The sequence below is a fragment of the Mycolicibacterium sp. MU0053 genome (assembly GCF_963378095.1).
Taxonomy (GTDB): domain Bacteria; phylum Actinomycetota; class Actinomycetes; order Mycobacteriales; family Mycobacteriaceae; genus Mycobacterium; species Mycobacterium burgundiense.
The window spans coordinates 840,234-853,050 of the sequence record NZ_OY726397.1 but is presented as its reverse complement, the minus strand read 5'-3'; the positions used below and the strand labels follow the sequence as shown (position 1 = coordinate 853,050).

The 12,817-nt window shown below is 68.6% G+C and carries 14 protein-coding genes, 1 tRNA gene and 1 pseudogene; 13 read left to right on the top strand and 3 right to left on the bottom strand.

Features of this window, described 5'->3' with window-relative positions; translation table 11 throughout:
• Positions 1–1,050: a type III polyketide synthase gene (locus tag RCP80_RS03945; protein WP_308481102.1), complete on the bottom strand. Its 1,050-nt coding sequence runs from the start codon at positions 1,048–1,050 to the stop codon at positions 1–3.
• Between the two features lie 87 nt (positions 1,051–1,137).
• Positions 1,138–2,151, bottom strand: coding sequence for a phosphotransferase enzyme family protein (locus RCP80_RS03940; protein ID WP_308481101.1), 1,014 nt, complete (start codon positions 2,149–2,151; stop codon positions 1,138–1,140).
• Between the two features lie 48 nt (positions 2,152–2,199).
• Between RCP80_RS03940 and RCP80_RS03935 the strand changes: the two genes are divergently transcribed.
• From RCP80_RS03935 to RCP80_RS03890, 10 genes and pseudogenes are all read left to right on the top strand, one after another.
• Entirely contained in the window at positions 2,200–2,991 is a 792-nt protein-coding gene (locus RCP80_RS03935; RefSeq protein WP_308481100.1) for an SDR family oxidoreductase, read from the top strand.
• A gap of 59 nt (positions 2,992–3,050) precedes the next feature.
• Entirely contained in the window at positions 3,051–3,302 is a 252-nt protein-coding gene (locus RCP80_RS03930; protein WP_308481099.1) for a hypothetical protein, read from the top strand.
• A 23-nt stretch (positions 3,303–3,325) separates the two neighbouring features.
• Positions 3,326–3,742 (top strand): annotated as a pseudogene (locus tag RCP80_RS03925) (gamma-glutamylcyclotransferase family protein); the annotation flags it as partial.
• Between the two features lie 99 nt (positions 3,743–3,841).
• Complete coding sequence (locus tag RCP80_RS03920) at positions 3,842–5,113, top strand: NAD(P)/FAD-dependent oxidoreductase (RefSeq protein WP_308482693.1); 1,272 nt, start codon at positions 3,842–3,844, stop codon at positions 5,111–5,113.
• A complete protein-coding gene (locus RCP80_RS03915; protein ID WP_308481098.1) occupies positions 5,110–5,820 on the top strand; it encodes a DUF1365 domain-containing protein in 711 nt (236 codons plus the stop codon). Before RCP80_RS03920 ends, RCP80_RS03915 begins: the two co-directional genes overlap by 4 nt.
• Positions 5,817–7,076, top strand: coding sequence for a class I SAM-dependent methyltransferase (locus tag RCP80_RS03910; protein WP_308481097.1), 1,260 nt, complete (start codon positions 5,817–5,819; stop codon positions 7,074–7,076). The genes RCP80_RS03915 and RCP80_RS03910 overlap by 4 nt, the downstream gene beginning before the upstream one ends.
• An 8-nt stretch (positions 7,077–7,084) precedes the next feature.
• On the top strand, positions 7,085–7,852 hold the full coding sequence (locus RCP80_RS03905; protein WP_308482692.1) for a DUF1295 domain-containing protein: 768 nt from the start codon (positions 7,085–7,087) through the stop codon (positions 7,850–7,852).
• A gap of 6 nt (positions 7,853–7,858) precedes the next feature.
• Positions 7,859–8,437: an ECF RNA polymerase sigma factor SigK gene (gene sigK, locus RCP80_RS03900; RefSeq protein ID WP_308481096.1), complete on the top strand. Its 579-nt coding sequence runs from the start codon at positions 7,859–7,861 to the stop codon at positions 8,435–8,437.
• A 1-nt stretch (position 8,438) separates the two neighbouring features.
• Positions 8,439–9,149, top strand: a complete 711-nt coding sequence (locus RCP80_RS03895; RefSeq protein WP_308481095.1) for an anti-sigma factor — start codon at positions 8,439–8,441, stop codon at positions 9,147–9,149.
• A gap of 26 nt (positions 9,150–9,175) precedes the next feature.
• On the top strand, positions 9,176–9,958 hold the full coding sequence (locus RCP80_RS03890; protein ID WP_308481094.1) for a TIGR03621 family F420-dependent LLM class oxidoreductase: 783 nt from the start codon (positions 9,176–9,178) through the stop codon (positions 9,956–9,958).
• A 13-nt stretch (positions 9,959–9,971) separates the two neighbouring features.
• On the opposite strand, the gene RCP80_RS03885 is transcribed toward RCP80_RS03890, so the two are convergent.
• Positions 9,972–10,658, bottom strand: a complete 687-nt coding sequence (locus tag RCP80_RS03885; protein ID WP_308481093.1) for an SDR family oxidoreductase — start codon at positions 10,656–10,658, stop codon at positions 9,972–9,974.
• 66 nt (positions 10,659–10,724) lie between these two features.
• Here RCP80_RS03885 and RCP80_RS03880 point away from each other — a divergent pair, with 66 nt between their 5' ends.
• The 3 genes from RCP80_RS03880 to RCP80_RS03870 all read left to right on the top strand — a co-directional run bounded on the left by RCP80_RS03880 (position 10,725) and on the right by RCP80_RS03870 (position 12,778).
• Positions 10,725–11,603: an SCO6745 family protein gene (locus RCP80_RS03880; RefSeq protein WP_308481092.1), complete on the top strand. Its 879-nt coding sequence runs from the start codon at positions 10,725–10,727 to the stop codon at positions 11,601–11,603.
• Between the two features lie 9 nt (positions 11,604–11,612).
• The gene (locus RCP80_RS03875) at positions 11,613–12,590 is read left to right on the top strand and encodes an NAD(P)H-dependent flavin oxidoreductase (protein ID WP_308481091.1); all 978 of its coding nucleotides are present in this window, start codon (positions 11,613–11,615) and stop codon (positions 12,588–12,590) included.
• Between the two features lie 115 nt (positions 12,591–12,705).
• Positions 12,706–12,778: transfer RNA gene (locus tag RCP80_RS03870), tRNA-Arg, on the top strand.
• The last annotated feature ends 39 nt before the right edge of the window (positions 12,779–12,817 follow it).

The following is a 12,817-nucleotide window of genomic DNA, read 5'->3' as shown; positions in this document are numbered from 1 at the left end:
TCACCACCGCAGCAGGACGAGTTCCGCGCAGAACCCGGGCCCCATCGCGATCATCATGCCCAACGATCCCGCCGCGGGCGGGTCGCCCATGGTGGCGCGCAGGACGTCGAGTACCGACACCGAGGACAAGTTCCCGTTGTCCCGCAACGACTCCCGCGTCCGATCCAACGCCGACGACGGCAGCTTCAACACGTGCTCGACGGCCTCGATCACCTTCGGCCCACCCGGGTGGCACACCCAGGTGTCGACATCGTCGGGTGTCAGTCCGAACTCGGCGAGGAACAACGTGACATCTTCGCCCAGGTATTTCTCAGCAACGGTGGGAATGTCGGCGGACAGTACGATCTTGAACCCCGAGGTCCCGATCTCCCACCCCATCACGTGCTCGGTGTCGGGGTAGAGCCGGCTGCGACTCGCCAGCACCTGCGGGCCGGTGCCCGCGCGCTGCGCACCGGTGGCCACGACGGCTGCCGCACCGTCACCGAACAGACTGGAGGCCACCATATTTGCCACCGAATGGTCGCCCCACTGGATGGTCAGCGAACACAGTTCGACCGCGACCAACACCGCCACCTGTTCCGGATAGGCGCGCAGATAATCGTGCATGCGGGCCACTCCGGCGGCCCCGGCCACACAGCCCAGGCCGAACAACGGGACGCGCTTGACGTCGGGACGCAAGCCGATGCGGGCGGCCAACCTGGCATCCAACGTGGGCACCGCCAACCCGGTCACGGTGGTCGAGAAGATGATGTCGACCTCGTCGGGTGTGATCTGTGCGGTGGCCAGCGCATTGCGGAGGGCGCTCTCCGACAACTCAAGGGCCACATTCAAATAGGTCTGGTTGGCCTCGGTGAAATCCCTCAGCTCGCGGTAGCGCTCCAGCGGCAGCGCGAGACTCCGCGTCTGCACCCCGCTGGTGTTGGCAAACCGTTCGAACTCCGCCCCGGCAGCGTCGGTGAGCAGCGCGGTCACCTCGGCCTGGCTGTGCCGATGCGGGGGCAGTGCCACCGCCGCGGCAGCAAGCCGCGGGGTCGTGCTGGTTACCGTCATGGGGTTAACCGTAGAGCGTGGATGTTCCACACACAGGACCACGTTGCCGCTGGCCGAATGGTTCAAACAGTTTTGAAATGTGCACCGCTATCGGTGCACTAAGCGGCCACCCGAGGTCATGTACCGCTCGGCGAGTTCGCAGCTACCTTCGGCGTAGGTGGTCAGTTTGGTCTGAGATTCCAGTGCATGGTCGTGAGTTCCCATCCAGGCGAGCAATTTCAATCGTCGCAGCATCACGAACGAGGCCAACATCTCCTCGTCGACCGCGCTCACCTGTCCTGCGGTCCGGTAGCCGGCGAGCCACGCGTCCTGCCACTGCGGTACCGCCGGATCGTCCTCGATGAAGGACACCGCCGCGCCGAAATCATAGAAGAACCAACTGAATCCGCAGTCGTCGAAGTCGATGGCGGCAATCACGCCGGCGTCGACCAGCAGGTTGGCCAGGCGCAGGTCGGCGTGCACCAAACCGAACCGGTCGGGGCTGCGACCGTACTCGGTAAGGCGTTGCTGCAGCAGGTCCTGCGCGCCAGCCAGCACGCGGCGCTGGTCGGGTCCGACCCCGGCCGAGTCCTGCCACCTGCCCCACCGCGGCCGGCACCCGAGCGAGGAGTCCCAGTCCCAGGCAAACCGATCGAAGCCCGGTGGCCGTCGCCATCGCCGCGAATGCTCGTGCAACGCCGCCGTCACCCGGCCCAGATCGTGAAAGTCCCGCTCCGTCAGGCAGTCCTCATCCGGATGCGCACCGGGGATCAGCGCGAAACGGACCACGTGTCGCGGCCCGGCATCGACGCCGTCGACCGTGACCACCCGCCGCCCGTCGCGGGCGGCGCACACCGTGGGCACGGTCACGACGTCGTCCCTGCGGATCGCGGCGAGCCAGTCGAGTTCCGACTCGATCTGATGCCGGTGGTGGTAGCCGGGCCGATGCACCCGCAGCATCGACTGTTCACCGGTGGCCGCGTCGGTGAGCCCGAAGACCGTGTTCTCGGAGCGGTTGACCAACCGCAGTTCGGAGCCCGGCGCCACCTCGTATTCGGTCAACGCCTTGGCCGCTATCCACGCATCAAGGTCTTCGACGCGGTCGCCGTCATCCGGACTCACGCTGTGAACCTACCGCCGTCGGCGGCCGACCTTGCTAGCGTGGCCGCGATGATCCTCGATAAATTCCGGCTCGACGACCAGGTGGCCGTGGTCACCGGCGCGGGCCGCGGTCTCGGCGCGGCGATCGCGGTGGCCTTCGCGGAAGTGGGCGCCGACGTTGTCATCGCCGCCCGCACCCGGACCGAACTCGACGCGGTGGCTGACCAGATCCGCGCGACCGGGCGGCGGGCACACATCGTGGTGGGTGATCTTGCCCATCCGGAGACCACCGCTGAGCTTGCGGCCGCCGCGGTCGAAGCCTTCGGGCGCCTCGACGTCGTCGTCAACAACGTCGGCGGCACCATGCCCGGGCCGCTGTTGAACACCTCGGCCAAGGATCTCCGCGACGCCTTCACCTTCAATGTCGGCACCGCGCACGCGCTGACGTCGGCCGCCGTCCCGCTGATGCTCGAACATTCCGGCGGCGGCAGCATCATCAACATCACCTCGACCATGGGCCGGCTCGCCGGGCGCGGGTTCGCGGCCTACGGCACGGCCAAGGGGGCGCTGGCGCAATACACCCGACTGGCCGCCCTGGACCTGTGCCCGCGGATCCGGGTCAATGCGATTGCGCCGGGCTCGATCCTGACCTCGGCGCTCGACATTGTCGCTTCCAACGACGAGCTGCGGGAACCGATGGAGCAGGCGACCCCGATGCGCCGACTCGGCGATCCGTCCGACATCGCCGCCGCGGCGGTCTATCTGGCGTCGCCGGCGAGCAGTTACCTCACCGGCAAGACTCTGGAGGTCGATGGCGGCCTCACGTTCCCCAACCTCAACCTGCCCATAGCCGACCTCTGACCCGGTTCGGCTATACACTTTCAGCGAACATACAGGTTTCCAGTAGAGGGGTTCTGCCCATGCGCGTCCTGCGTCTCATCGTTCCCGCTTTGATGGCGGGAGGTGCCGCGGCGGCAATCATCGCCGCGCCCGCCGCGGCCGCGAACCCGCTGAACCCCGATTGCACAGTGACCAGTTCCGGCGGCGGCTACGCGGGCGGTGCCACCACCCAGTGCAGCAGCCCCGGCAACACCCAGATCGTGTCGCGGCCGCCCGTGTACGCGATGCCCTGGTACGGCAGCCCGTTCTACGGCGCCGGGATGGTCTTCTAACCGGTTCCGGAGTGCAAGGCTGAGTGACCGTCCGGCACCGCTACTTCGCGTACGGGTCCAACCTGTGCGTGCAGCAGATGGCGGCTCGCTGTCCCGACGCCGCCGATCCGCAACGCGCCGTTCTCGGTGACCACGACTGGCTGATCAACGAGCGCGGTGTCGCCACCATCGAGCCGCGGCGCGGCACGCAGGTGCACGGCGTGGTGTGGGATGTATCGGCCTGCGATCTGGCGGCGCTGGACCGCGCCGAGGGCGTGCCGGTGCGTTACCGCCGCGACCGCCTGGCGGTGCGGACCGCGCTGGGAACGGCCTGGGTCTGGGTGTACATCGATCACCGGGTCGACCCCGGGCCGCCGCGGCCGGGCTATCTCGAGCGGATCATCGACGGCGCCCGGCACCATCGGCTGCCGCAACACTGGGTCGATTTCCTGCATCGCTTTCGGGCACAAGCGGTTTCGGAGCCGAGCACAGCCGGCAGCCGATAGCCGCAAACTCCCACCCATCCAGGCGGCGACCGGCTCCGAATACCTGATGTGCACATCGACGACAGCCGGCGCTCCATCGCCGTCATCGGCAGTGGTGTGGCGGGTCTGACCGCCGCATACACCCTGTCGCGCCATGATCGGGTGACCTTGTTCGAAGCCGACGATCGGCTGGGTGGTCATGCCCACAGCCATGTGGTCGACCGCGGCGACGGGGTCATGGAACGGATCGACTCGGCGTTTCTGGTGCACAACAGCCGCACCTACCCCACGCTGTGTCGGCTGTTCTATGAGCTGAACATCGCCACCCGCGACACCGACATGTCCATGTCGGTGCGTTCTGACGAAACCGGACTGGAGTATGCGGGCGCCCGCGGCCTCGGCGGCCTGTTCCCGAGCCTGGCCAACCTGACTCGTCCCCGGTACCTCGCAATGCTGGTCGAGGTCAGGAAGTTTCACCGGCACGCCACCGCGCTGCTACGCAGCAGCGACGCCGCACCCGACGAGCCGCTGCGCGGCTTCCTACAGCGCCACGGCTTCTCGCCATTTTTCGTCCAACACTTCATGACCCCGCTGGTGGCGGCGGTGTGGTCCTGCTCGCCGGACACCGCACTCGACTACCCGGCCCGCTACCTGTTCGTCTTCCTCGAGCACCACGGCATGCTGACGGTGTTCGGTTCGCCGTCCTGGCGCACCGTCGTGGGCGGCTCTGCCACCTACGTCGAAGCGATCGCGCAGCACCTCGACGAGGTCCGTCTCGGGACCCCCGTGCGGGCGCTGCGGCGCACCCGGACCGGCGTACAGATCCGCACCGACCGCGCCGCGCTCGAGGACTTCGATGCGGTGGTCATCGCGACCCATTCCGACCAGGCGCTGGCGCTGCTGGCCGAACCCACCCGTCGCGAACGCGCGGTCCTCGGTGCCATCGGATACACGCCCAACCTCGCCCGCCTGCACACCGACGAGTCGGTGCTGCCGAGGAGTCGGCGGGCCCGCGCATCGTGGAACTACCTGATCACCGGGCGCAGCGATGCGGTCGCCGTCACCTACGACATCACCCACCTGATGCGGCTCGGCGGGACCCGGCGGTTCCTGCTGACCCTCGGCGACCACGACCTCGTCGCCCCCGAGCGCACCCTGGTCACCATGACCTACCACCACCCGCAGTACACGTTGGAATCCGTGGCGGCCCAACAACATCTGGCCAATCTGGACGACGATCGGGTGGTCTTCGCCGGCGCCTACCACGGCTGGGGCTTCCATGAGGACGGCGCCGCCTCGGGGCTGCGCGCCGCACGGCGGCTGCAACGAACGGCGGTGCAGCAGTGAGCACGGCGGCGATCTACCGCACCCGCACCACCCATCTGCGACGCGCCCCGGTACACCACCATTTCGAACACCGGGGCTACTGCTGGTATCTCGACATCGATGCGCCACCGCGGCTGCCCGCGCTGCTGCGGCCGTTCGCCCGATTCCGCCCGGCCGACCACCTACAGCCGCCGGGTTCCGGCCCGGACACCCTGCGCCGCCGGGTCGACACCTTGCTGGCCGGTCACGGCATCGACCTGCGGGGCGGTCAGGTCACCGCGTTGATGCAGGCCCGCGTGCTGGGTTTCGTGTTCAACCCGCTGAGCATCTTCTGGTGCCACGACCGCGACGGGCGACTGCGCGCGGTGATCGCCGAGGTGCACAACACCTACGGCCAACGACACGCCTATCTGCTACCCGCCGATCAGGACAGGAGCACGCCGATACCCAAACGCATGTACGTCTCCCCGTTCAACGGCACCGACGGCTACTACCTGGTGCGCGCCCCGCAACCGGAGGAGACGCTCAACGTCCGGATCACGTTGCACCGAGACGACCACCCCGCATTCGTCGCGACGCTGCAGGGCCACCGCCAGTGCGCCACCCCCGCGCGGATCGCGTGGCTGCAACTGTCCGCTCCGCTGGCTCCGCTGTTGGTGGCCTGGGGAATTCGCGTACAGGGCATCCTGCTCTGGCTGCGCCGTGTGCCGATCCAGGAGCGCCCATGACCATCACCGCCCCCACCGCCGGCCGCACCCGGTGGCCGGACGTCGATGCCGTTCCGCGAGGCCCGATCGCCGCGCTGTCCGCCCAGGCGGCTTCGGCCTTGTTGCAGCGGACCGCGCGCAGCCTGCCGCTGCGGTTGCAATACCCCGACGGCGCGGTGATCGGGGCCGCCGACCCCAGCCTGCCCACCCTGATCCTGCGCCACCCCGACCGGTTGGCCCGCCGCATCGGGCGGCACGGGCTGATCGGGTTCGGCGAGTCCTACATGGCCGGAGAATGGAGCTCCGCGGACCTCGTCGGCGTGCTCACCACCTTCGCCCGCTCCGTATCCACGTTGGTCCCCCAGCCGCTGCAGCGACTGCGGCCGATCGTGCTGGCCAGCCAACCCGATTCGCACCGCAACACCCGAGATCAGGCGCGCAGCAACATCTCCGCGCACTATGACCTGTCCAACGAGTTGTTCGCCGAGTTCCTCGACGAGACCATGACGTATTCCAGCGCGCTGTTCGACACGCTGCCGGCCACGCCCACGAGCTTGGCCGATGCGCAACGACGCAAAGTCGATCGACTCCTGGACACCGCCGATGTCACGGCCGGCCGCCGGGTGCTCGAGATCGGCACCGGGTGGGGCGAACTGGCCCTGCGTGCGGCCGCGCGTGGAGCCCAGGTGACCTCGGTGACGCTGTCCGCGGAGCAGCAGCGGCTGGCGCGGCAGCGGGTTGCCGCCGCCGGGTTGTCGGACCGCGTCGACATTCAGCTGCGCGATTACCGGGACGTCGTAGGCAGCTTCGACGCGGTGCTGTCGGTGGAGATGGTCGAGGCCGTCGGCTACCGCAACTGGCCGGACTACTTCCAGACGCTCGACCGGTTGGTGACGCCGGGCGGTCGGGTGGCCATCCAGTCGATCACCATGCCGCACGACCGAATGCTGGCCAGCCGCGACACCTACAGCTGGATTCAGAAGTACATCTTCCCGGGCGGCCTGCTGCCCTCCACCGACGTCATCCTGGACATCACCGGACGGCACACGGCGCTGCGCACCGTCAGCATGCTCTCCCTGCAGCGGCACTACGCCGAGACGCTGCGCTTGTGGCGGCAGCGCTTCCTGGCGCGCCGTACCGCGTTGACGGAACTGGGCTTCGACGAGACGTTCCAACGGATGTGGGAGCTCTACCTGGCCTACTCGGAAGCCGGCTTTCGCTCCGGGTACCTCGACGTCTATCAGTGGACATTCGCGCACAGTGGAGGCAAGTGGTGAATTTCGTTGTGGTATCGCTGGTTTCGTTGGGTGTCATCGCCCTGCTGTTCGGCGCGACGTTCCTCATCGGTCGCCGCATCGGCCGGTACAACATCGTCGATGTTGCGTGGGGACTCGGATTCGTCGCCGTCGCCGCCGTCGCGGCCGCGCTGGGCAGCGGCGACCTGGGGCGTCGGGTGCTGCTGTTGACGCTGGTCGGCGTGTGGGGGCTGCGCCTGGCAGTCCACATCCACAGCAAGACCGTCGGCAAGGGCGAGGACCCCCGATATCGAGATCTGTTGGGCGGCGACCACTCCGCCACCCACGTCCTGCGCAAGGTCTTCGTCATCCAGGGCGCCTCGGTGTGGTTCGTCTCGCTGCCCCTGCAGTTGTCCGCCACCACCGGAGCGACCCCGCCCGCACTGTGGCCGGTGCTGGCGCTGGGGATCGCGTTGTGGGCGACGGGCGTGCTGTTCGAGGGCCTCGGCGACCATCAGTTGAAGCAGTTCAAGGCCGACCCGGCGAACAAGGGCCGAATCATGGACCGCGGCCTGTGGGCTTGGACCCGGCACCCCAACTACTTCGGCGACGCCTGCGTGTGGTGGGGGCTGTGGCTGGTGACCATCAACGGCCCGTGGGCGTTGGTCACGGTGCTCTCGCCGCTGCTGATGACGTACTTCCTGGTGTACGCCACCGGCGCCAAACTCGCCGAGAAGTACCTGGCGGATCGTCCGGGCTACCGCGAATATCGCTCTCGGACAGCGTTTTTCCTACCCCGCCCGGCAAAGCGTAGATAAGATGCCATGACGCACAGCACGACGGTTAGGCTCACACCCGTGGCCCACGACCTCGACGTCCTGTTGCGGGGAGTCGCGCGTCGGGACGCCGACGCCTTCGCAGCCTTCTACGATGCGACCCGATCCCGGGTATTCGGGCTGGTCACGCGGGTCCTGCGGGATCCCGGCTACAGCGAGGAGACCACGCAGGAGGTGTACCTGCAGGTGTGGCGCAGCGCCGACAACTACGACCCCGCCTCGGGTTCCGCGCTGGCCTGGCTGATGACCCTGGCCCACCGCCGCGCCGTCGACCGCGTGCGCAGCGAGGAGGCCGCCAGCCGGCGCAACTCGCAGTACGGCGCGGTCTCCGTCGAACCCGCCGTCGACCAGGTCAGCGAATCGGTCCTGGGCAGCGACGAACGACGTCAGGTCACCCTGTGCCTGGATGGGCTGACCGACCTGCAACGGCAGTGCGTGCAGCTGGCGTACTACGACGGCCTGACCTACGTGCAGGTGTCCGAGCAGCTGTCGGCCAATCTGGCGACGGTCAAGTCGCGGATGCGCGATGCCCTGCGTAACCTGCGGAATTGCCTGGGTAGGCGGTGAGATGAGCACGCCGAACCCACCCGAGGAGCTCCTGGACCTGGCCACGCCGTACGCGTTGCACGCGCTGGACCAGGCCGACCGGGACAACCTCGAACTCCAGCTGATCGACGCCGAGAACGCCGACGCCTTCTTCGATGAGGTGCGGGCGGTCCGCGAGACACTGGCCGCGGTCTCGGCCGCGACCGCGCTGGAACCACCGTCCGAGCTACGCGCGAAGATCCTGACCGCAGCCGCCGACGATTCCGTTCGTCCGCTCCGGAAACCGGGGCGCCGCTGGCAGACGGCCGCGCTGGGCGCCGCGGCGGCGCTGGTGATCGGACTGGGCGCCGTCGGGATCGGCGTGTCGATGCGGCCGACACCGGAACCGTCGACCGCGCAGCTGATCTTCGCGGCCCCGGACGTGCGGACCGTCTCGGGCCAGATCCCCACCGGTGGCACCGCGACGTTCGTCTTCTCCCACGAACGCGACGCCGGCGTGCTGGTGATGAACAACGTGGCCCCGCCGACCGAGGGCACGGTGTATCAGATGTGGCTGGTCGACGCGGAGCGCGCGACCTCGGCGGGCACGATGGACGCCGCCACGGTGTCGCCGTCGACCACCGCGGTGGTTCCCGATTTGGGCAGCTCCACCGCGCTGGCGTTCACGGTCGAGCCCGGAACGGGTTCGACGCAGCCGACCGGTGCGGTCTTTGCCGAGTTGCCTCTGAGCTAGTGGGCCCCACGTAGCATCGGGCGGTGATGACCGACGACTTTCGCTTCGCCGTGGGGATCAGCTCCGTGCGCTCCCGCGCAAAGCTGCAAGAAACCGCTTGCCGCTTCGAGGATTCCGGCTTCGACGTGCTCAACATCCCGGATCATCTCGGCGCGCCGGCCCCGTTCCCGGTTCTCACCGCGGTGGCGCAGGCGACGTCGAAGATCCGGGTCGGCAGCTACGTGATGAACGCGGCGTTCTACAGCCCCGCGCTGCTGGCCCGCGATGCCGCCGAGGTGCACACGCTCAGCGACGGACGACTCGACCTGGGACTCGGCGCGGGTTATGTGCGGGAGGAATTCGAAGCCGCCGAGATCCCCTTCCCGACGGCCGGGCAGCGGGTGTCTCACCTCGAGCACGTCACCCAGTACCTGCGCCGGCACCATCCCGAGATTCCGCTGCTGATCGCCGGCAACGGCGATCGGGTGCTGACCATCGCCGCGCAGCACGCCGACATCGTCGGGCTCACCGGAACCGACCGCGTCGAGTTCGTCCGCACCCGCGCCGACGGCCGCCCGGTGGTGCTGGACCTGGCGATCACGGCGGCCCCCTCGGACGACTCCGGAATGCCCGATCTCACGATGCCGCGTCGCTACGCGCCCCAGCTGTCCGACGAGGAAATCCTGGCCCTGCCCGGCGTGCTTTCCGGCACCCCACGCGACGCCGCCGACCGGCTGCGCGCGTTGCGCGAACAGTTTGGGGTGACGTCATTCTCGGTCCAGAAGAAGGACTCCGCCTACTTCGCGAAGGTGATCGCCGAATTGCGTTGAGCGCCCGGCAGTCTCAGCGCTCGTGCAGCGGTGTACTCAGCTGGGCACGCACCTGCCGGGTCAGCTCATCGGCCAGGACCTCCTCGGCGCCGGCCTCCAGACCGTCCAGCACCTGCCGCACCACATCGGCCGGCGGCGTCTTCGGGCTGTCCGAAAAAGCACCCATGTCGGTGTCGACCAGTCCGACGTAGACCCCGACCACCTGCACCCCGCGCGGCGCCAGCTCGATGCGCATGGAGTCCGTCGCGCTCGACAACGCCGCCTTGGAGACGCTGTAGGTGCCGCCGACCGGGAGCCAGGCCAACACCGAGGCCACGTTGACGATGGCGCCCGACCGTTCCGCGATCCGGTCGGCGAACGCCGATGCCAGCGCCAACGGGCCGAACAGGTTGGTCTCCAGTTCTTCGCGCAGCTCCGCGGTGTCCGGGGCCAGGACGGAGCCACCGCGTGAAATCCCGGCATTGTTGATCAGCACGCTGACGTCGGTGGCGTGTTCGGCGGCCGCGGCGACCGATGCGGCATCACTCACGTCGAGCTGCAGCGGGACGACGCGAGCGTCGGACACCTCGATCGAGTCCGGGTTGCGGGCCGCTGCGTACACCTTCGCCACGCCCCGGTCGAGCAGCTGCTCGACGTACTCCCGGCCCATGCCGCGGTTGGCGCCGGTGACGAGCACGACTTGATCAGCGAGGGCAGTCATAGCGGCGACGATAGTCCCGCGGCCGGGGCCGCGCAGTGCGTACGCTGCACCCGGAGGAGGTTCCGCATGACCGTCGCACCGTCTCGAGCCCTCGCCCTGGCGATCGAACCCTTCGCCGGACAGGTGTACTTTTCCCCGGAGTGCCACCGCGGTTATGCGGCACTGGGGTTCTCCCCCAGCCCGGGCAAGGCGGGCGTAGCCGAGATGCCCGACGGCCCCGCCTATTTCTGCAGCCGCGGCTCCGTGCTGGGACAGGTGCCCGGCGCGGTGATCGCCGCGGCTTTCGGGGTGTTCAACCCTGCGGCGGTGATACCGGCGGTCATGTACGGCTGGACCCTGACCGACGCGCAGACGATCTGCGCGGCCCGCACCGACGGTGCGGTGCAGCAACTTCGGCGCATCCTCGGCGCCGCCCCGGACGGTCTCGACCGGGCGGTGGAACTGCTGCATCGGGCGACCGGGCGGCTGTCGCTGGCCGGCAAGCCGCTGTTTTCCGGACTGGTCGCCCAGGGCCTGCCCGGTGAACCATTGGCCGATGCGTGGCGGTTGGCCGACCAGCTGCGGGAGTATCGCGGCGATGTCCACGTCAACGCCTGGACCACCGGCGGTTTCGACGCGGTCGAGATCGGCCTGATCACCGAGCTCTACTGGGGCATACCGTCGCGCAGCTACGTGCGCACCAGAGCCTGGAGCGACGAGGACCTCGATGCGGCCGAAGATCGGCTGCGATCGCGGGGATTGATCCGCGACGGTGCCTTCACCGACAGCGGCCGGGCCGCCCGTGAGGCCGTCGAGGTGGCCACGGACGATGGCTGCGCCCCGCTCGTCGCCGCACTCGGTGACGACATCGACGAACTGCTTGGCATCGTGGGCCGGTGGTCTGCACAGATCCGGTCCGCGGGCGGCTATCCGGCCAGACCGCAAGACCTCGCGGTCCGGAGGTGAGCTGAGTCGATGTTGCGCACCCGATTCACCGAGATGTTCGACCTGCAGTACCCGGTCATGTCCGCGCCGATGGCGATGCACAGCGGGGCGACGATCGCCGCGGCGGTCTCGTCGGCGGGCGCCTTGGGTTCATTCGGGGGCATCAACCCGAAGGGACCGGATTGGCTCGACGCCCAGGTCACGGCGATCCGGGCACAGACCGACCGTCCCTTCGCGGTCGGCTTCATCACCCCATTCCTGGAGTTCGGCGCGCCACTGTTCGACGCCGCCCTGGCCGCGTCGCCCCCGGCCGTCGTCTTCTCCTTCAGCGACCCGAAACCCTGGATCGGGCGGGCGGCCGCCACCGGAGCCCGCACGATCTGCCAGGTCCAGACGCTCGAGGACGCGGATCTCGCGGTGGAGGCCGGCACCGACGTGCTCGTTGCGCAGGGCACCGAGGCCGGTGGACACACCGGGACGATGGCGTTGCTGCCGTTGCTGTCCGCAGTCGCCGCCCGACACCCCGACATCCCACTGCTCGCGGCCGGCGGCATCAGCGGCGGACGCACGTTCGCCGGTGCCCTCATCGCCGGAGCTGACGGAGCCGTGATGGGCACCGCCTTCCTGGCCACCCCCGAAGTGACCGAGGTCCATGACGCATACAAGAAACTCATCGTCGCGTCCGACGGCACCGACACGACCCACACCCGGGCCTACGACATCGTCAGCGGCCTGCCATGGCCGCGCTCTATCGGGGAACGTGTGCGTCGTAACCGGTTCACCGACGAGTGGTCGGGGCGGACGGCCGAGTTGGAGCAGCGTCGCGAGGAGGTGGCCGAGGGGAATCCATTTCTGATCGATGAACCCAACCCGGAGACCGACCCGATCGCGTACGGGCAGGGCGCCGCATCGATCGACGCGATACGTCCCGCCGCCGAAGTGCTGGAACGGATCTGCGGTGAGGCCGAACAGATCGTGCGCTCCAGGGCGGCGTCGATACTTACCTAGGTGTACTGACCTGATCGACCAAGCCCCGGCAGCTCCACCACCGTCCCACCCAGCCGCGCACCGGCAGCACCGGCGATCCACTAGAGTTCTCACCACCTATCTCGATTTGTCCCTCGCCCTCGTAGCTCAGGGGATAGAGCACGGCTCTCCTAAAGCCGGTGTCGCAGGTTCGAATCCTGCCGAGGGCACTTCGCTTTTTCGCAGATCAGCGCACTTTTCCGGGCCGT

Coding starts and splice junctions, on each gene's coding strand:
- RCP80_RS03935 (WP_308481100.1), top strand. CDS start 2,200: ATGATCCTCGATAAATTCCGGCTCGACGACCAGGTGGCCGTGGTCACC.
- RCP80_RS03890 (WP_308481094.1), top strand. CDS start 9,176: ATGACCGACGACTTTCGCTTCGCCGTGGGGATCAGCTCCGTGCGCTCC.
- RCP80_RS03875 (WP_308481091.1), top strand. CDS start 11,613: ATGTTGCGCACCCGATTCACCGAGATGTTCGACCTGCAGTACCCGGTC.
- RCP80_RS03885 (WP_308481093.1), bottom strand. CDS start 10,658: ATGACTGCCCTCGCTGATCAAGTCGTGCTCGTCACCGGCGCCAACCGC.
- RCP80_RS03880 (WP_308481092.1), top strand. CDS start 10,725: ATGACCGTCGCACCGTCTCGAGCCCTCGCCCTGGCGATCGAACCCTTC.
- RCP80_RS03930 (WP_308481099.1), top strand. CDS start 3,051: ATGCGCGTCCTGCGTCTCATCGTTCCCGCTTTGATGGCGGGAGGTGCC.
- RCP80_RS03910 (WP_308481097.1), top strand. CDS start 5,817: ATGACCATCACCGCCCCCACCGCCGGCCGCACCCGGTGGCCGGACGTC.
- RCP80_RS03945 (WP_308481102.1), bottom strand. CDS start 1,050: ATGACGGTAACCAGCACGACCCCGCGGCTTGCTGCCGCGGCGGTGGCA.
- RCP80_RS03895 (WP_308481095.1), top strand. CDS start 8,439: ATGAGCACGCCGAACCCACCCGAGGAGCTCCTGGACCTGGCCACGCCG.
- sigK (WP_308481096.1), top strand. CDS start 7,859: ATGACGCACAGCACGACGGTTAGGCTCACACCCGTGGCCCACGACCTC.